The organism is Aeromicrobium panaciterrae, assembly GCF_039537165.1.
In the GTDB taxonomy this organism is placed as follows: domain Bacteria; phylum Actinomycetota; class Actinomycetes; order Propionibacteriales; family Nocardioidaceae; genus Aeromicrobium; species Aeromicrobium panaciterrae.
On the sequence record NZ_BAAAZZ010000002.1, the window covers coordinates 3363949 to 3382748 of the forward strand.

Here is an 18800-nt window from a genome sequence, read left to right on the forward strand (position 1 = left end):
TGATGGTGCACGAGCACGAGCCTGCTCTGTCCGAGGTCGTACAGGCCATTCAGCGCACCTGCAAGCGTACGCGACGAGCGCCCTGAGCGCTAAGTCGGGTCAGTCGTCAGAGCGAAGCGGGAGCAAGGAACGCGGCGAGGGCCCGCGCGTACAGGTCGACGTCGTCCGCGCCCATCATCTCCCGGGCCGAGTGCATGGCCAGCTGGGGTGCTCCGACATCGACCGTGAGGATGCCGGTACGTGCCGCGCTGAGCGGTCCGATGGTGGATCCGCACGGCAGGTCGGCGCGGTGCTCGTAGCGCTGCAGCGGTACGTCGGCCTGCTCGCAGGCGCGTGCGAACAGCGCCGCGCCCGACGAGTCGGTGGCATAGCGGAGATTGACGTTCACCTTGAGCACGGGTCCCCCGCCGACCGCGATGCGATGGAGCGGCTCGTGACGGTCGGCGTAGCTGGGATGTGTCGCGTGTGCCATGTCGCCCGACGCGCACACCGACGCGGCGATCGCGCGATGCTGGTCGTCACGCGAACCGCCGGCGGCGATCACGATGCGCTCGAGCACCGTGGCGAGGAGATCAGACTGCGCCCCGCGCTCGGACGTGCTGCCGACCTCCTCATGGTCGAACAGCGCCAGCACGGGACGCATGCCGGCGACCGGCGTCGCCGAGAGCAACGCCTGCACGCCGGCAAAGCAGGTGACCTGGTTGTCCAGACGCGGAGCCGAGACCAGGCCTGACGACGCGCCCGTGAGTCGGCTCGGAGCGGTGTCATGGGCCATCAGCTCGAACCCGAGGATGTCGCCCGCAGCGACTCCAGCGCGATCGGCGACCCAGTCCATGAAGGAACCGGGCGACGTCGACCAGATCGCGTTGACGTGACGCTGAGGGTCGAGCTCGACACCCTTGCGCTCCGCCGAGAGGTGGATCGCGAGCTGAGGCACCCGCAGGACCGGCTCATCGATGTGGACGAGCCGGTGCTCGCCGCCGCGGAGGGCCAGGCGCCCGGCGATCCCGAGGTCGCGATCGAGCCATGAGTTGAGCCAGGCCCCGCCATAGGGCTCCATCGCCACGACGCCGAGCCCGTCGCTCGTCAGGTCGTGGTGCTGCTTGAGCCGAAGGTTGGGGCTGTCGGTGTGCCCGCCGACGATGCGGAACCCGTCTTGCGGGCTCGAGCTCGACTCGGTCGACCACGCGACGAGCGACCCACCACGCACGACGTAGTAGCGTCCCTGCTCCCCCGGCCACTCGTCGCGCTCGTTCAGCCGTACGTAGCCGGCGGCGTCGAGCCGGGCCGCGACGGTCGCGCACACGTGGAACGGCGTGGGTGACTGGTCGACGAACGTGCAGAGGTCGGCGGCATCGGCGAGAACCATGAAACCCACCCTAGGTCGTGCGAACGCACGGGTGCCGCGCCCCCGGCGGGGACGCGGCACTCGTGGTGGAGAAGTACGACGGGTCAGCGGGTGCCGACGAGCTCTCCCTTGTCTGCCTTGCGGACGCCCTCGGCGTTGCCGCGACGGCTCATGAGACCTGCAGCGATGAGCAGGACGCCCAGGATTCCGCCGCCGACAGGGATCCACGTCTTGACCGCGGTGAGCAGCATCGCCTTGGTCTTGTATTCGTCGACCGACGCCTGGATGGTGTCGTCGGTGAGGCCGAGCGTCGCCTTGGTCGTGGTGGCCCTGCGCTCACCGTTGACCTCGAGGTAGCTGTCCTGGGCCTCCTCGCCCACGATGACGACACCGGTGACGGGATCGACGCTGAACGTGCGGTGGACCGAGTAGATTCGGTCAGCCGTCACGGTCGCCTCGTCGGATCCGACCAGGTCACCGGGCACGTCGATCGTGCCGGTCTTGACGGGCTCGATGGTCTGCTCGAACTTGTAGACCTTCATCCCCTTGACCTTGCCCTCGCCGACGTACGTGGCGTCGACACCCTTCTTGAGGGTGCCGTCCCACCACTGGTAGGTCTTCTTCTGCGTGTCGAACGGGAACTTGAAGTACAAGCCCTCGAACGAGAACGGCTTGGTGATCTCGCCGTCGGACTCGTTGCTGGTGTCCTTGTAGGCGACTGCCTCGCCAGTGTTGGCGTCGAAGGCGACCCGATCGATCGTGCCGCTCAGCGGCGCGTCGGTGGAGTTGCCACAGTCGAAGCTGGGCTTGTCGGTGCATGTGTAGTTGTCCCACACCGCCACGTCGCGACCGAGCTCCTTGCTGGCCTTCTTGCTCGCGTCGACGTCGCCGGTGACCACGGTCGTCGACTTCAACGGGCCAGTGACGACCTTGACTCCTGCAGCCACGTCGAGATATTCGGCATCGTCCCCTGGCGCCGTTGCCGCAACGCTCAGCTGCTCGGTGTTGAGCGGCACGACCGCCAGGCGGTCGTACATGTAGAACTTGGACAAGCCGGCGAGTGCCAGCATGAATGCACCCAAAAACAGCGCAGCTGTCCCCAATTTCTTTCCCACAGTGGGCTCCCTCCACCTGTATTGATCATGTGAACGCTACCAGTCAGGTGGGTCACACCCCTCAACGACGAACGGCGCCGTTTGATGTCGTTTCTCACCCGCGTTTCGGCGTCATGAAGCGGCGTTCGGGCCGTCCAGACATGGACCTCCGATGTGCGAGGATCTGGCAGTGCGACGCATCTGGTCGCGGGTTGAAAGGAATCCCGGTGGACTTCGAGGACGTCCAGCGCGACTGGACCCGGCTCGGCAAGGACGACCCCCTGTGGGCGGTCCTGATCATGCCCGGAACCAAGGACGGACGGTGGGATCCCGGCGAGTTCCTGGCCACGGGCCGCATCGAGGTCGATGCCGCGCTCGCACACCTGCGATCCGTCGGGGGTCCGGCGTCGTTCGACCGCATCCTCGACTTCGGCTCGGGTGCCGGGCGCTTGAGCCAGGCTTTGGCCGCGCACGGATCAGTGACGGGTGTCGACATCTCGGCGCCGATGATCGAGACCGCACGGTCGCTCGATCCCCGCGGCACCTGCGAGTTCGTGCTCAACACCCGCCCCGACCTCAGCCTGTTCGACGACGCGTCGTTCGACCTCGTCTACTCCAGCCTGGTCCTCCAGCACATGCCTGAGCATGTCGGCACCGTGTTCCTGGAGGAGATGTGCCGGGTGCTTCGCCCCGGTGGCGCCCTGGTGATCCAGGTCGTGTCGACCCCGACGCTCAGCATCAAGGGCCTGGCGTTCCGCTACGCGCCCCGTCGTCTGCTCGGGTGGGCGCAGACCCGCCTGCTGAGCTATCCCGCGCCCATGCACATGCAGGGCTACCCGGACACGAAGTTTGCACGCATCGTCGCGAGCTCGCTCGACATCCTGGACAGCGAGACGGACGAGACGTACGGCGGGCACTGGGTCAATCGCCGGCACTACGCGATCAAGCGCTGAACCGTGTCCACCACGACTGACTCCCCCGCGTCCGCGACACCGTCCGCAGCGGCCAGGCGATCTGGGCTGCGGACCACGACGCTGGTCACGATCGGCGCGCTGGCAATCCTGCTCGCCCAGCTGGCGATCCGTACGATCCTGGGGCGCCACGGCTACTTCAGCCTCGATGACTTCGTGTTCTACACGAACGCGTCCCACTCAGACCTCTGGGACCACGACTTCCTGATGACGCCCTACAACGGGCACGTCATGCCCGGCGCATTCGCATGGGTGTGGATCAGCACCAAGCTGGCACCACTCGACTTCAACGTCGTGTTCGCAACCATGATGGCGTTCCAGCTCGTTGCGGGACTGTTGATGTGGCACCTTCTGCGTCTGATGTTCGGCAACCGCCCGGCGATCCTCCTGCCACTGGCCGTGTTCGCCTTCTCGCCCATCACCCTGCCGGCGTCGTGGTGGTGGGCGGCGGCGATCAACCAGCAGCCGCAGCAGATCGCGATGCTTCTCGTGCTGATCTGTCATGTCCGATACGTACGCAGCGGCCGCTGGGTGTGGGCCCTGGCCGGACCGGTCGCCCTCGCAGTGGGCCTGCTCTTCTTCGAGAAGACTGCGGTGATCGTCCCGTTCGTCGGACTGCTGACCTGGCTCCTCTTCAGCGAGGGGTCGCTGCTCAGGTCGTTGCTGACCGCGCTGCGTCGATACTGGCTGACCTGGATCGGCTACGTCGTCGTGCTGGTGCCCTACACGGCCTACTACGTGCTGAATGTCCCCGACCAGGCATCGACCAAGCCGACATCCGCCGGCTACCTCGAGCTGCTCGACACCGTCATCCGCAAATCTCTCCTGCCCGGGTTGCTCGGCGGACCATGGCGTTGGTCCGACACCGGCGTGGTCGACAGCAGCGCAAACCCCCATCCGCTGATGCAGCTCCTTGCGTTCGTCGTCGTCGGCGTCGTCGTGGTGCTGTCGGTCATCGTGGGACGCTCGACCGCCATTCGGGCATGGATCCTGTGCGCGTTCTACCTGCTGGTCCTCACGACACTGCTGACGTTGACGCGCGGCGGCGTCATCGGTGGCATGGTGATCGGTTCGGAATACCGCTACCTCACGGACTTCTGCCTGATCGCCGCACTGTGCGGTGCACTGGCGTTCCTTCCGGCGCAGTTCGCACCGTGGTGGCGCACGCAGAACGACGACACCCACCTCCCGATCCCGCGCACGATCTCCGGCCTCGAAGTCAGCCCGTTCGCGGCACTGCTGGTGGTCATCCTGATGGCCGGCTCGGTGTGGTCGGCCCACCTGTTCGCCGACCGGTGGACCAACAGTCCCACGCGGACGTACGTCGCGAATGCCACCCGGACCATGCAGGACCTGAAACCCGGCGACAAGCTGTACGACGGTGCCGTGCCCACCGCCGTGGTGTGGAAGCTCCTCCCACCGGCCAATGTCCCGAGCAACATCCTCGGGCCGCTCGGCCTCGACGCCCCGACGCTGGCCCCGGGCGAGACGACGAGTCGCCTGCGCGAGTTCTCCGCGGTGGGCGAGCTCGAGCCGGTCCACATCGAAGGCGTGAGCCCGAAGGTCTTCGACTCCCCCGACTGCCTCGCGACGATCGCCGGCAAGGCGCGCACCCTCCCGCTCGCCGCCACGATGTTCGAATGGCCCTGGATCATGCAGATCGACTACGTGGCACCTCACTCGGGCACGCTGACGATTCGCGCCGGCACGACCACCACCACGGGTGTCATCGGGGGCCCCACGGGCAAGAACCATGACCTCCGCACGATCTATGCTTCACTCAGTGGCCCCTATGCCTCGGTCACCCTCACGGCTCCCGGCAACGACTTCTGCATCAAGCGACTCTCGATCGGGAATCCCCAACCGAGTGGATGGTGAACCATGACGACTCCCACGCGTGAGCGAGTCGCACACCTGTCCACGACGTTCCCCGCGCTGACGGGGCTGCGTGCGGTTGCCTCGGTCGCGGTGGTCGTGACTCACGTCGCCTACTGGACGGGCCGCTACCAGACCGACACGATCGGCCTGTTCTGGGCGAGGCTCGACTCCGGGGTGGCCCTGTTCTTCGCCTTGTCGGGATTCCTGCTCTTTCGTCCGTGGATCAGCCGACTCGTCGACGAGGCGCCATATCCGGCCACGGGCCGCTACGCCTGGAACAGGATCTTGCGGATCATTCCCGCCTACTGGATCGTGGTCGCGTTCGGCCTCGCACTCGTCGATTCACAGACGGGCAACGGCGTCAGCGGCATCGTTCGACACCTCACGCTGACCCAGATCTACGGATCGGGACACCTGCACGGCGGGCTGACCCAGACGTGGAGCCTGGCCACCGAGATCGCGTTCTACGCGCTGCTGCCCCTCCTCGGGTGGTTCGTCGTGTGTGTGGTGTGTCGGCGCACGTGGCGCCCGGCCCGCATACTCGTGTTCCTCAGTGCGATGTGCCTGCTCAACTTCGCCTACTACGTGCTGGCCTATCATCTTGACGGCATCAGCCCGTCGAGCCTGATGTGGCTGCCGGGCTTCCTCAGCTGGTTCGCGGTCGGGATGGCACTCACCGTGATCGTCGCGATGGCACGGACGAACGACGGCTGGGCGCGGCGTCTGCTCGCGATCGCGGCCGACTCGCCCGTCGCCTGCTGGATCGCCGCACTTGCCCTGCTCGCCCTGGCCTCGACACCCATGGCCGGTGTGCCGTCGCTCTACCAGGAGAGTGCCGGGACAGCCATCACGCGCAACGTCCTTTACGCGGGCATGGCGTTCCTCATGATGATTCCGCTGGTGACCGACAGGCCCAACCTGATGCAGCGGGCCCTCTCGTGGTCGCCCATGCAGTGGCTGGGCACCATCTCGTACGAGCTCTTCCTCGTGCACGTGATGCTCCTGGAGCTCGCGATGCACCTGCTCGGATTCGAGACCTTCACCGGCTCGATGCTCCTGGGCTTCATCGTGACGATGGCGATCAGCGTCCCGGCCGCGTGGGCGCTCTACCGCGTGCTCGATGCCCCGTTGAGACACTTCCACCGCTGAGCCGACGGCCACGGGGCGCAAGCGATCGCCAGCGCGGCGAGCACGAGAATCTGTGTCACGGGTCGGTCACCGAGATAGTCGCCCACGCCACCAGCTCGTCGTACGACCACGAGTGCACCCGCGACCCCGAAACCCACCACCAGCAGGCCCGCGGCCACCGGAGACACGAACCAGAACCGCCGTGCCGCCAGCGTGACCAGCACGGCCACGGTGCCGATCGCTGCACCGACCGTGCCCCCGATCAGTCCGAGGCCCACCATCACGAGCAGCGACTGGGCCACGCGCGACTGCGCTGCCCGGATCACGATCGACCGCTCCGGGCGACGCCGTCCCAGAAGCAGGGCCAGGACGGCCAGCAACCCCAGCAGGACGAAGCCGGCGAGGAGAGCTCCGCTGAAGATCGTCGAAGGGACGTACGTCAGCGTGACGACACCGGCCGCGCCGGCCGGCACCACGAAGCCCTGTTTCCAGCCGTCGATCGTCACCGGATCAAGCTTCTTGCCGTGCAGCTTCGCCACCCAGCCCGCGTTGATGTTCTCGTTGACGGCGAGGTAGGACACCTCGTCCCGCTGAGGAACCGGCACCTTTCGGTCGTCGTCGGTCCAGCGCGTGGGTGACAACGAGATGGCGCCCGCAACGGTCGACGGGCCGGAGCCGGCCCGCGTGAGGGCGACCTGCGTGGGACGCCACGCATCATCGGACAGGAGGGTCATGTCGTGCATGCCCGGGGACAGCTCTGCCGAGCCGCCGCACAGCGTCAGGTCGACGGGGCGCCCGGCCAGCAGGTCCTCGCTCGGCGCTGCCACCGACGTCTCATAGATGACATCGTCGATCTGCACTCGTGGCCCGACTCCGCACGGCGCGACGATCTCGCGCTTGGTCAACGGCGGGTTGGAGGCGACGCCTCCGTCGACCAGGATCTCGCTGATGCCGATGTTCAGGAACGTCAGCTCGCCCGTGGCCGCATCTGCCGTCGCGGTGCGCTCGTCACCCGTGAACTCAAGCTTGAACGACGTGGCCTTGGTGGCGGGGAAGTCGACGTGTCCGTCTGGCGGCACCAGGCGCCGGTAGCTGTGGCGGCCGATCGTCACCACGACGCTCGCGGGTCGCGACGCAGCCATGCGGTCGGCGTAGACGAATCGCAGGCTCGACACGGTTCGCTGCTCGCCGAGCTTGACCGAAATCGACGGTGCATCGTCGCGGAAGCTGGCCACCCACGTCGTACCCGGGTCACCGTCGACCAAGGCGAACGAGTTGGCGTCGACGAGATCGAGTGCACTCGAGGAGGCCTCAGCCGTGACCTCGCCCGTCGCGAGCTTCCGGTAGATCGAGTTGACCCTGTCGCCCGGTCGCATCGCGGCCCGAGCCGTCACGGTGAACGTCCCGCCCCGTTCGAGCATGAACGAGCGCTGGACGCCGTGGTCGTCTTCCCCTCCGCGGCGAACACCCGGACTGCAATGAGTCGGCTCGTCCGTGACCCTGACACAACCGTCGTGGTAGCCGGCGGTGTTGGTGGCGAGGACGACATCGGGTCCACCCACGATGTCGTCAGGAGTGGCCACACGGTAGCGGATCGGTAGGTCGTCGACGCTGAGCTCGGCGACACGTACCGGCACGAGGCTGTCGTCGGACCTGGTGAACCGCAGTTGCAGCTTGCTGGTCACACGGCGGTCGATGTCGATCGTCCAGACATCCGGGTCCGTCGTGCTCTGCTCGGCGTCGAGGAGCGTCCCTTCTCCGTCGACCTGCGCCGCGATGCGACGGATGTCAGGACCGTCGCCGGCGCGCATCCGGACGGAGACCCTGGAGGCCGCGATGGGGTCGTCCAGCGTGATCGTGACGGTCTGTGGGGTGGCGATGGTCTCGGGCAGTGTCGACCAGAACGTCCCCGAGTCGCCGTCGAACATGGCGCGTACGGATCGGTCCTGTCGGATGACGCCGAAGCTGTCCGCATCCGACAACGATGACGATGCGACGACACTGCGAACACCGACCCACTCCCCCTGCGAGCCGTGCCTGCTGACCGAGTAGGGCACGTAGTCGGGGAACTTGCGGCCCAGCGTGAACAGGTCCCGGGCTGTCATGGTCGACGACTGGTTGTTGCCGATGCGTCCGAAGCTGACCTCACGGCGACGGTAGGAGTCGGTCAGGTATGACGGGCCCGACGGGACTGCACCGCCCTTGGCCAGGTCGCCCGACATGATCGTCGCCCCTGACGGCAGCTGATCGTCGTCGGCCAGGTCGAGGAGCGACTGCGAGTCACCGCTGACGACCGACGCGTCGGAGACGGAGGTGAGCGATGCCCGGTCGGGAGTCGTGGTACCGACGGCCCAGATCTCGACAGCGTGCCGAGGTGGGCTGAGGTTGGCATCGTTGAGCGTCGCCGTCTGGCTCGTGGCATCGATGACCGGACCAAGGCGCTTGACGATCGTGAACCCTGGCGACTGCGACAGCACCTGCTCGACGAATCCCGTACGTGTGTGAGCCTCGGCGCCTGAGAGGTCGTGCCGGACCACGACATAGCCGAAGCCCTGTCGGGCGAGGTAGTCAGCGAATCCTGGGGATGGTTGACCGGCCGCGAACTGACGCTCGATCGAGTCGAGCATCCGAATGTGACCTGCTGGTGTCAGCGGGATCGTGTTGCGGACCTCCCACTCCGAGGAGGTGAGCGCCTGCAGTATCTCGTCGTTCGTCGTGCCCCAGATGTAGCGACCGAAGCGAGCACCGGGCGCAAGGAGTGCTCGACCGTTCGGGTGGTCGTCAAGCCACTTCCCTGTCTCCGACCAGTAGGTGGGCACCGACGCATAGCTGTCGCTGGGGCCGAGTCGCCCGATGACGGCGGTCGACGCCACCCCGACGACGGCGAGGGCGACGATCCCCGGCCACAGGACGGATGCGATGTCTCGCTCGGCCCAGGCGCGCCGAAGATCGAACCTGCTGAGCAGGGACACCACGCCGATCGACAACGCAAGCCGAATCAACACGTCGAACTTGTGCACATTGCGAAGAGGCGAGAGTGCTCCGTCAAGAGCCGCGTTCTGCGACTCGGCGAACCATCCTTCAACCGTGCTGAGATGACCGAAGGTCACCATCGCAACACCGACCAGGAGACAGGTCACGACCCACAGCCGTTCGGCCGACCGGAGCAGCATCACCCCGAGGAGACCGGCTCCGGCCACGACCACCGTGTTGGCGATCAGTGCGCCGCTGGAGACCAGATCGGCACCGATCTGCCACGGAGATCCGAATCCTCCCGAGATGAAGCCCACCCAGTGGGACGTGCCACGAACCGTCTCGATGAGGTTCGTGACCCGGGTCGTCTCCGCCGCGGTCTCGATGTAGTCGAGGAAGTCGGGGCTGAATCGTCCGAGCATCAGCAACGGCACGACCCACCACAGTGTCGCTGTCGCGACGAAGAGAGCCCACCACGCAGCCAGCTTGGCGACCGTACGGTCCCACCGCCTGGTCAGGAACCAGAGGACCGCAGGCAGCACCGCCGCGAGGTTGACCGCGCCGTTGACGCCGCCCATCAGCCCGACCGCGAGCGCCGACAGCGCTGCTGCCCGTGCCAGGCCCTTGCCGCGGCCCGACGCGACCGTCACGAGGGGCACCAGAACCCACGGTGTCAGCGCCGCCGGATAGCCCTCAACCGATGCGGCACCCAGGACACCGAGGATGCGTGGCGCGAGCGCGTACGACAGCGCACCGACGTACCGGCTCCAGCTGGTGCCGATGTCGAGCGCGACCAACAACCGGTGAGCACCGAGGAACGCGATCGACAGCAGCGCCGCCCACCAGACCCGTTGGGCGACCCATTCGGGAAGGTGGAGGACGTCGAACAACGCGAAGAATGGCCCCATCGGGAACAGGTAGCCATAGGCCTGGTTCTGGACCTGCCCCGCAAACCCGCTGGCGTCCCACATGTGGAACGCACGTTCCATGAATCCAACCGGATCGATCGTCAGATCTGCCTTGGTGTCGCCGACGAGCCGCCCGGGTGACTGGAGGACGCACACGACCAGGAACACCAGGCAGGTCGTTGCTCGCCGTACGGCCCAACGTCGGTCCGTGCTCTCCGGCATCACGTCTTGCGCAGGACGATCGCGAGATTCCATGTCACCACCTCGCGCAGGCCCGGGATCCGCAGCACCCACCACGCCCAGCGAGGGAGGTATCTCGGGATTGTCGCGACGACGTGGCCGCCTGTCTGGCTGCGGGCCCATGTGAGGCCGGCTGACGCAGTGATGACGAACAGCGACTCCCCGAACTTGTTCTTGGGGGGTTTGCCGTTCTTGCGCTCGTAACGCCGGGCGGCACGGTGACCCCCGAGGAAGTGCCACGGCGCGGTCTCATGTCCGCCGTGCCATCCGTACCAGAGCGTGTAGGACAGGAACACCAGCCCGCCTGGCTTGGTGACGCGCACCATCTCGTCGGCCATCGTCCAGGGCCTGTTGACGTGCTCGAGCACATTGGACGAGTACGTGACGTCGAAGCTGCCGTCGGCGAACGGCAGCTGCATGCCGCTGCCGAGCACCGTGCCGGGCTCGGGGTCGCCGAGTCCCGACAGCTCGCCGAGATCGGCATCGAGCGAGTTGTAGGTTGCGCCGTCAGCGCGGAAGGCGTCGGCGAAATAGCCCGGTCCCCCGCCGACGTCCAGGACCCAGGCCCCGTCGAGGTCGGTGTACGTGGCGATCTGGTCGACAGAGTCGCGAGCCAGCGTGCCGTAGAAGTGATCGGGGTCGGTCTGCTCGACCTTGAACGCCTTGTAGAGGCTCAGGGACCGCCGAAACGTGGGGCGAAACGGCTGGACTGGCACTGGTCCAACGTTACCCGAGGGGTCGTTCACCTCTGGTAGAATCCATTAGCTGCGTTGAGGGACGCAACGCGTGGAGTTTGGGAGAACGCCACGGAGGGAGCAACGCCGGGCGGTTCCGCCGGCAGCTGAGGGAGGCGCCGGTTTCGGCCGGGCAACGCTATGCACGTACTTTTCTGCAACTGGCGCGACACCAAGAACCCTGAGGGTGGCGGTTCCGAACGCTACGTCGAGAACATGGCACGCGGCCTCGCCGAACGTGGCCACACTGTCACCATCGCCTGCGCGACCCACGATCGTGCCCCGCGCACCGAAGTCGTCGACGGGGTCCGCTTCGTTCGACGTGGCAGCAAGATGGACATCTACCTGCGTACGTTCTTCGCGCTCCTGCTCGGCCGCTACGGCAAGGTCGACGTTGTCGTTGACGTGCAGAACGGCTTGCCGTTCTTCACCCGCCTGGCCACCCGCAAACCCGTCGTGGTGCTGGTCCACCACGTCCACCGCGAGCAGTGGCCGGTCGTCTACCCCGGCCCGGTCGGCAAGCTCGGCTGGTGGATCGAGAGCGTCCTGTCACCGCGGCTCTATCGCAAGAGCAAGTATGTCGCCGTGTCGACCGCGACACGTCACGAGCTCATCGAGCTCGGCGTCGACCGCGACCGGATCACGATCGTCCACAACGGCAATGATCCTGCGCCGATCGTCGAAACGGTCCGGTCAGCCACGCCACGGGTCAGCGTCGTCGGTCGGCTGGTGCCCCACAAGCAGGTCGAGCACGCGATAGACGCGGTCGCCGAGCTCAGCGCGACGCATCCCGAGATCACGCTCGACGTCATCGGGGCGGGATGGTGGCATGACGAGCTCGTCGAGTACGCCGCACGGCGCGGTGTCGACCGACATGTCACGTTCCACGGATTCGTCGACGACCAGACCAAGCACGAGCTGCTCGCGCAGTCATGGGTGATGGCTTTGCCGTCGCTGAAGGAAGGGTGGGGCATCGTGATCGGCGAGGCCGGTACGCATGCGACCCCGACCGTGGCCTACAGCACGGCCGGCGGCACCACCGAGTCGATCGATCACAAGGACTCCGGCGTGCTCGCCGACGACCCGACCGAGTTCACCCAGGCGATCCGTCAGCTGGTGGAGGACCGTGAATGGCGTGAGTTCCTCGGTCAGGGAGCGCTGACGAAGTCGCGGTCCTTCACCTGGGAAGCGTCACAGAGCGAGTTCGCCGGAGTCGTTCTCAGCGCGTGACACCAAGACCCCAGGGCGGTGTCCTCCGGGAGGCTCGTCCTGCGTGTTCGCGGAATGCAAGAAGCGGGCGCCCCCGAGGGGCGCCCGCTTCTCATCTCAGAGATCAGTTGGATCCGTAGCTCACGTTGCTTGTCGTGTCCCGATGAGCCGAGCCAGCGTTTTCCTGGGACTTCACGACGCCCACAACGGTCGCTCCAGCCAGACCAAGTCCTGCCACGATGGCGATGATGCCACCGGTAATAGTTCCCACGGTGCCGCGAGTTTTGTTTGCCACAGTTGAGTCCCTCCCTCAATCAGATCGAGCCTACCAGCGTCTCGGGGTCACCCTCAAAATCCACGCGCCTCGCTCACGGGGCACGTGGCCCACGGTCCGCACTACGCTGAGCAGATCATGCCGAGCCGTTTGCGCACCGCTCACGCCATCGTGCGCACCATGCGTCCGAGGCAGTGGGCCAAGAATGTCCTCGTGGTCGCGGCGGCGCTCGCGGCCGGTGTTCTCGGTGACGACAACAACATCGCGATCATCATCGGTACGTTCGTGGCGTTCACGCTCGCGGCGTCGGCTGTCTATCTCTTCAACGACGCGCGTGATGTGGACGCCGACCGCAAGCACCCGCGCAAGAAGCTCCGTCCTGTTGCCGCCGGCCAGCTGTCGGTGCGCACGGCCGTGACAGCTTCGGTTGTCGTGGCTGGCGCCGGACTCGGGCTCGGCACGGCGATCGACCGCGACCTCGGCGTCACCCTGGCGGTCTATGTCGTGATCCAGGTCGCCTACGCCCTGTGGCTCAAGGATCAACCTGTCATCGACCTCGCGATCGTGTCGGCGGGCTTCCTGCTTCGCGCGATCGCCGGCGGTGTCGCGGTCGACGTGCCCCTGTCGCAGTGGTTCCTGCTCGTCGCGTCCTTCGGGTCGTTGTTCATGGTCGCGGGCAAGCGCTACTCCGAGCTGCGGAGTCTCGGCACGGAGATCGGCACCCGGCGCACCCTCGAGGAATACTCCGTCTCCTACCTGCGATTCGTGTGGAGTCTCGCCGCCGCCGTCACGATCACGGCCTACAGCCTGTGGGCGTTCGAGATCAAGAACGAGTCCGGCGTCGACTGGCAGGCGATCTCGATCGCGCCGTTCGTCATGGGTCTGCTGCGCTATGCCGTCGACATCGATCGTGGACTCGCCGACGAGCCCGAGGAAGCCGTGCTCCGCGACCGCGTCCTCCAGGTCATCGCCGTGAGCTGGCTCGTGATCTTCGCGATCGGTGTCTACTCCACATGAACGAGTCACTCACCGGCTGGGGCGGTACGAGCGCCAGCACCGCGCGCGTCGAACGGCCCGCCGATCTCGAGGCGCTGCGCAACGAGCTCAGAGCGGTCGGCGATCGGGGTGTCATCACCCGCGGTCTGGGGCGCAGCTACGGCGACCCGGCGCAGAACGCCGGCGGAACCGTGCTCGACCTGACCGAGTGGGACTCCATCCTCGACATCGACACGCGAGCGCCTTCCGTACGCGTCCAGTCCGGCATCAGCCTCGACCGACTGCTCCGCGCCCTCCTCCCCCTCGGGCTCTGGCTCCCGGTCGTGCCCGGCACCCGCCACGTGACGGTCGGCGGGGCGATCGCCGCGGACGTGCACGGCAAGAACCACCACGTCGACGGCAGCTTCGGCAACCACGTGTCCTCGTTCGACATCCTGCTGGCGTCTGGCGACACCGTGACGGCGACTCCGGACGGCAACGACGCCGAGCTCTTCTGGGCGACGGTCGGGGGCATGGGGCTGACCGGAGTCGTGCTGGAGGCGACGATCCGGCTCAAGGAGGTGGAGACCTCCTACTTCGTGGTCGACACGCGGCGCGCCCGCAATCTCGCCGAGGTGCTGGCTGCGCTCGAGACGGGCGACGACAGCTACACCTACTCCGTCGCGTGGTTCGACACCGCGACGACGGGAGACTCGCTCGGCCGTGGCGTCGTCATGCGCGGCAACACGGCGCCCCGTGAGGCCCTGGATCCTGAGAAGCGCCGATCCGCCCTCGAGTTCGCTGCACCGCAGCGCGGTCGCGTGCCCGTCGAGCTGCCGGTGGGCCTGGTCAACCGGTTCACCGCCAGGGGGTTCAATGCGCTCTGGTACGCCACGGCTCCACGGCATCGTACCCACGAGATCCAGGACATCACGCAGTTCTTCCATCCGCTCGACATCATCGGTGACTGGAACCGCGTCTACGGTCCCAAGGGTTTTTGCCAGTACCAGTTCGTCGTGCCGTCCGGCGAGGAAGCAGCGTTCACCACGATCGTCGAGACGATCGCCCGGTCAGGCCACGTCTCGTCGCTGAACGTGCTCAAGCGCTTCGGCCCCGGCAACCGCGCACCGCTCTCGTTCCCGATGGCCGGTTGGACGCTTGCGGTCGACCTTCCCGTACGCGCTGGACTCGCCACGTTGCTCAACCACCTCGATCAGATCGTCCTTGCCGCGGGAGGGCGGGTCTATCTCGCCAAGGACTCCCGCACCTCAGCTGCTGCGATCGCCCGGATGTATCCCCGGATCGACGAGTTCCGTACGGCACGAGCTCGATTCGACCCGACCAGCACCTTCCGTTCAGACCTGTCACGACGACTCGACCTGTGAGGCACCCATGATCAACGCGCTCGGCACACCACAGCACGTGCTGCTGCTCGGCGGCACGTCCGACATCGCCCTCGCAATCGCCGAGGCCTACGCCGCGCAAGGGCCCGGGCTGACGGTGACTCTCGCGGCGCGCGCCGGAGAAGGTCGCGATGCTGCCGTCGGCCAGCTCCACGCAAGGGGTTGCGCCGTAACGGCCCTCGACTTCGAGGCGCTCGACACCGCGAGCCACGGTGCACTGATCGCCGGGATCGAGGACGACATCGACATCGCGGTCGTGGCCTTCGGGCTCCTCGGTGATCCCGAGGAGGCGTGGACCGACGTCCACGTCGCCCGCGAGCTCGCCGAGGTCAACTACGTCGGCGCAATCACGACCGGGGTCGCCCTCGCCGCCCGCATTCGTACGCAGGGCCACGGCGTGATCGTCGCTCTCTCGAGCGTCGCCGGCGAGCGTCCTCGCCGCTCCAACTTCGTGTACGGCTCCACCAAGGCCGGGTTCGACGCGTTCTACACCGGGCTCGGGGAGGCGCTGCGCGAGCTGGGTGGCCGGGTGCTGGTGGTCCGCCCCGGCTTCGTGAGATCCAAGATGACCAAGGGACTCGAACCCGCTCCGCTCGCCACCACGCCCGAAGCGGTTGCCGAGGCGGTCGTGAGCGCCGTACGCGACGGCAAGGAGCAGATCTGGGTCCCCGGCACGATGCGGGTCGTGATGTCAGGCCTCCGGCACGTCCCGCGGGCGATCTTCCGCAGGCTCCCGGTCTGATCGGCGGAACGCGGCGACGACACCGCCGAGCAATGTCAGCCCGGCCAGGATCCACGCCGACGCCATGATGCTGCGATGGCCCTCTGAAGTCGCTGCCGAGGCTGCGCCCGGAAGGGTGAACACACGGAGCCCATCGTCGTTCACGTCGAGCTCGTCGGCCCCCTCCACCAGGCTCAACGCCTCGTCAGCCCCAGGGGCCTCGGTGTCGACCACAATGATGCCGATGTGCTGGTTCGGCAGCTCGCCGAGGACGTTCGCTCCCCCGAGTACGTCCTTGATCAGCCGGGCACGCGGGTCCTCCCCCTTGATCGTCGTGCCGGACACGTCGAGCTCGTCGTTCGTGATGGTCGTGCGATCGAAGAACCGGCCAGCGGGGTCGAACACCGGTGTGTCGTGGTTCCAGTCCGGTTGGCGATAGGACGAGAACGGAAGCACCAGGATGTCGCCGCCGACATCGCTGTCCTGAATTGCCGCACGCGCGTTCGACCACGCAGCAGGGTAGGTCACCGGCTCGAGTCGGCCGGCCACACCCCAGGCAAGATCAGGGAGCGCGGCGAGCGGAAGCATGACTCCCAGCACCGCGATCGGTGCTGACCACGGCCGGGCGCGGTGAAGGAGGGCACCGACACCAGCTCCGAACGCGACTGCCTGCAGTGGCACCACGAGTGCAAGCCATCGCGTCCCGTCGCGAACGAGACCGCCGCCGGGCACGTCCCGGACGATGCGCTCGATCACATCGGGTGCGAGCCAACCTGCGAGTGCCATCGCAACACCCACCGCGCCGGCCGACACGAGCACGCCGAACGATCGCCGATCGTCACGCCACATCGTCACGATGCCGACCAGGACGACAACGCCGATCAACGCAGCCAGGACAGCCGTGAGTCCGAGTGTGCGCGACGTTGGCACCACTTCGGAGTTCCAGATCCCTCCGAGTGTCAGGACCGATCCCGCACGGCCGAGGTGACCCTCGCCTCGGGCTGCGAACAAGTCGACCGCTGCGGGATCGGATCGTCCGCCCGCGTGCAGCACGCCGGCGGCGATCCACGGAAGGTTGAGGAGTCCCGTCAGGGCGAGCACGGGAAGGATGCGCCTTCGCCCGGCGAGGAGCACGACCACCAGACCCATGATTCCTGTGGCGGGTGACAGCGCGGTTCCGGCGAGTGCGAGCACCACGACGGGCCAACGCGCACCGTCGAGCAGTGCCCAGGCCAACCAAGCAAGCGCCGCGGTTGCCAGCAGCAGCGGCCACTGGCCCAGCACCAGCCGCTCGGCCACGAACGGGTTCCAGACCGCGAACGTCGCACCAGCCAGCTGGGCCGCCAGCGGCCGCTCACGAAGCAGTCGGCCGACACCCGTCGCCAGCAGGAACAGGGCGGCGACCAGCACGATCCGTTGCACGATCGCCGCGGGAATCACCGCGCCCAGCAATCCGACGACGGCATCTGACGGCACAGCCCTCGGCAGCGCAGACCCGAGGCCCCAGATCTCCGGACGACCGAGGTCCAGGTGCGGGACCCAGACCATGTCGTACGACAGGACGTACCCGTGTCCAAGCAGCGGCGCACACACCGCGAGGGCGAGGACCGCGGCCCAGATGGGCACGATCGCACGACGGAGATCACCGGGGAGCGACACGTCGGCCCTTTCGTCATGGCGTTGGCCAGCCACGGCTATTGTGCCGTGGTGAGGTCCAAGCGGCAGGCGATGACCGGTGGAACTCTCGTCGCCGCAGGAATGATGGGCATGAACCTTGCGGTCTACGGGTTCAACATCGTCTCGGCACGCATGCTCATCCCGCAGGAGTTCGGCGCACTCACCGCCCTGTTCGGCATCATCCTGGTCGGCAACGTCGCCTCCCTCGGCCTGCAGGCCGTCACGGCACGGCGACTGGCGGTCGATCCCCTGAACCGCGACCAGATCATCAGCGCGACCGCACGGGTCACGTTCACGGTGGCCGCTGCCGTGGGGGTGCTCGTCGCGCTTCTCACCGTCGTGCTGACGCCGGCACTCAAGCTCGACAGCTACTGGCCGGTGATCCTGTGCGGTGCGACGCTGGTGCCACTGACGATCATGGGCGCGGAGGCCGGCGTCGCGCAGGGAACGTCACGGTGGGGATCACTGACCGCGATCTACCTGGGCAACGGCATCGGGCGTGTCATCGGCGGAACGCTCGCGCTGGCCGTCTCCCCCACCACGACGTCGGCGATGATCGGCATCGCCCTGGGGTCCTGGCTTCCCGTCGCGGCGGGCGCGAGGCTCCTGCTGGGCCACTCCGACTCCGGCCACCCGATCAGCCGCCGCCCGCTGTTGCGTGAAGCCGTGCTGTCGACGCACGCGCTGCTCGCGTACTTCGTGCTCAGCAACATGGACTCGCTGATCGCGCGCAACCGCTTCGATGTCCACGACAGCGGCTTGTACGCCTCGGGGCTCATCCTCGCCAAGGCTGCGCTGTTCTTCCCACAGTTCGTCAGCGTCGTGCTGTTCCCCGACCTCGCGCGCGCCACGACTCATCACGCCCGCCTGCGGGCAGTCACCCTCGTCGCCGGCTTCGGGGCGCTGGCGGTGGCGGCCACGGCCGTCCTCCCGCATGTGGCGCTGATCCTGGTCGGTGGCGACAAGTACGCCGACGTCACCGACCGGCTGTGGCTGTTCGCCCTCGCCGGCTCACTGCTCGCGATCGTCCACCTGCTGGTGTTCGACGCGCTGGCCCGGCACGCACACGGCATCGTCTTCATGCTCTGGGGAGCCGTCGCGGCGGTCGTGGCTGTCGCGTACGGGCTCGACGTCAGCTTCACGGGCCTGGTGCTCACGGTCACCGTTGTCGCCGCAACCCTGGCCGCAATCGTCTGGATCACCCCCGGCGAGCGCGGAGACGTCGCGTCCTGAAGTCTGCGGGCCGATGGCTCGCCCGTAGCGCCGT

At 67.2% G+C, this 18800-nt stretch carries 13 protein-coding genes; 8 read left to right on the top strand and 5 right to left on the bottom strand.

Going from position 1 to position 18800, the window contains the following annotated elements; genetic code table 11:
• Positions 1-106: 106 nt before the first annotated feature.
• Both ABD683_RS17475 and pgfA read right to left on the bottom strand, forming a co-directional pair.
• The gene (locus ABD683_RS17475; RefSeq protein ID WP_344771346.1) at positions 107-1369 is read right to left on the bottom strand and encodes a M18 family aminopeptidase; all 1263 of its coding nucleotides are present in this window, start codon (positions 1367-1369) and stop codon (positions 107-109) included.
• An 83-nt stretch (positions 1370-1452) separates the two neighbouring features.
• Positions 1453-2463 carry a cell envelope lipid trafficking protein PgfA gene (pgfA, locus tag ABD683_RS17480; protein WP_344771347.1) on the bottom strand — a complete coding sequence of 337 codons (1011 nt, stop codon included), beginning with the start codon at positions 2461-2463 and terminating at the stop codon, positions 1453-1455.
• A 206-nt stretch (positions 2464-2669) separates the two neighbouring features.
• Between pgfA and ABD683_RS17485 the strand changes: the two genes are divergently transcribed.
• From ABD683_RS17485 to ABD683_RS17495, 3 genes are read left to right on the top strand one after another with little or no spacing between them, the layout of a single operon-like run.
• Complete coding sequence (locus ABD683_RS17485) at positions 2670-3395, top strand: class I SAM-dependent methyltransferase (RefSeq protein WP_344771348.1); 726 nt, start codon at positions 2670-2672, stop codon at positions 3393-3395.
• A 3-nt stretch (positions 3396-3398) separates the two neighbouring features.
• Positions 3399-5291, top strand: coding sequence for a hypothetical protein (locus ABD683_RS17490; protein ID WP_344771349.1), 1893 nt, complete (start codon positions 3399-3401; stop codon positions 5289-5291).
• A 3-nt stretch (positions 5292-5294) separates the two neighbouring features.
• On the top strand, positions 5295-6440 hold the full coding sequence (locus ABD683_RS17495) for an acyltransferase family protein (protein WP_344771350.1): 1146 nt from the start codon (positions 5295-5297) through the stop codon (positions 6438-6440).
• On the opposite strand, the gene ABD683_RS17500 is transcribed toward ABD683_RS17495, so the two are convergent.
• Positions 6398-10555 (bottom strand): alpha-(1->3)-arabinofuranosyltransferase domain-containing protein, encoded by a 4158-nt coding sequence (locus tag ABD683_RS17500; RefSeq protein ID WP_344771351.1) that lies wholly within the window; start codon positions 10553-10555, stop codon positions 6398-6400. The genes ABD683_RS17495 and ABD683_RS17500 overlap by 43 nt on opposite strands.
• Positions 10522-11256, bottom strand: a complete 735-nt coding sequence (locus ABD683_RS17505) for a class I SAM-dependent methyltransferase (RefSeq protein WP_344771352.1) — start codon at positions 11254-11256, stop codon at positions 10522-10524. Before ABD683_RS17505 ends, ABD683_RS17500 begins: the two co-directional genes overlap by 34 nt.
• A gap of 159 nt (positions 11257-11415) precedes the next feature.
• Here ABD683_RS17505 and ABD683_RS17510 point away from each other — a divergent pair, with 159 nt between their 5' ends.
• The 4 genes from ABD683_RS17510 to dprE2 all read left to right on the top strand — a co-directional run bounded on the left by ABD683_RS17510 (position 11416) and on the right by dprE2 (position 15877).
• Positions 11416-12504 (top strand): glycosyltransferase family 4 protein, encoded by a 1089-nt coding sequence (locus tag ABD683_RS17510; protein ID WP_344771353.1) that lies wholly within the window; start codon positions 11416-11418, stop codon positions 12502-12504.
• A 391-nt stretch (positions 12505-12895) separates the two neighbouring features.
• Positions 12896-13774: a decaprenyl-phosphate phosphoribosyltransferase gene (locus ABD683_RS17515; RefSeq protein ID WP_344771354.1), complete on the top strand. Its 879-nt coding sequence runs from the start codon at positions 12896-12898 to the stop codon at positions 13772-13774.
• Positions 13771-15117: a decaprenylphosphoryl-beta-D-ribose oxidase gene (dprE1, locus tag ABD683_RS17520; protein WP_344771355.1), complete on the top strand. Its 1347-nt coding sequence runs from the start codon at positions 13771-13773 to the stop codon at positions 15115-15117. The genes ABD683_RS17515 and dprE1 overlap by 4 nt, the downstream gene beginning before the upstream one ends.
• A gap of 7 nt (positions 15118-15124) precedes the next feature.
• Positions 15125-15877, top strand: coding sequence for a decaprenylphospho-beta-D-erythro-pentofuranosid-2-ulose 2-reductase (gene dprE2, locus ABD683_RS17525; protein WP_344771356.1), 753 nt, complete (start codon positions 15125-15127; stop codon positions 15875-15877).
• Here dprE2 and ABD683_RS17530 read toward each other — a convergent pair.
• Positions 15827-17515, bottom strand: a complete 1689-nt coding sequence (locus ABD683_RS17530; RefSeq protein ID WP_344771357.1) for an MmpA family trehalose lipid delivery protein — start codon at positions 17513-17515, stop codon at positions 15827-15829. The genes dprE2 and ABD683_RS17530 overlap by 51 nt on opposite strands.
• A gap of 48 nt (positions 17516-17563) precedes the next feature.
• On the opposite strand from ABD683_RS17530, the gene ABD683_RS17535 reads away from it, so the two are divergent.
• Positions 17564-18766, top strand: coding sequence for an MATE family efflux transporter (locus ABD683_RS17535; protein ID WP_344771358.1), 1203 nt, complete (start codon positions 17564-17566; stop codon positions 18764-18766).
• Positions 18767-18800 lie beyond the last annotated feature (34 nt).

What these genes read in the sequence shown, in the direction of transcription:
- ABD683_RS17475 (WP_344771346.1), bottom strand. Translation starts at nt 1,369, where the DNA reads ATGGTTCTCGCCGATGCCGCCGACCTCTGCACGTTCGTCGACCAGTCA.
- ABD683_RS17495 (WP_344771350.1), top strand. Translation starts at nt 5,295, where the DNA reads ATGACGACTCCCACGCGTGAGCGAGTCGCACACCTGTCCACGACGTTC.
- ABD683_RS17500 (WP_344771351.1), bottom strand. Translation starts at nt 10,555, where the DNA reads ATGGAATCTCGCGATCGTCCTGCGCAAGACGTGATGCCGGAGAGCACG.
- ABD683_RS17510 (WP_344771353.1), top strand. Translation starts at nt 11,416, where the DNA reads ATGCACGTACTTTTCTGCAACTGGCGCGACACCAAGAACCCTGAGGGT.
- ABD683_RS17515 (WP_344771354.1), top strand. Translation starts at nt 12,896, where the DNA reads ATGCCGAGCCGTTTGCGCACCGCTCACGCCATCGTGCGCACCATGCGT.
- dprE1 (WP_344771355.1), top strand. Translation starts at nt 13,771, where the DNA reads ATGAACGAGTCACTCACCGGCTGGGGCGGTACGAGCGCCAGCACCGCG.
- dprE2 (WP_344771356.1), top strand. Translation starts at nt 15,125, where the DNA reads ATGATCAACGCGCTCGGCACACCACAGCACGTGCTGCTGCTCGGCGGC.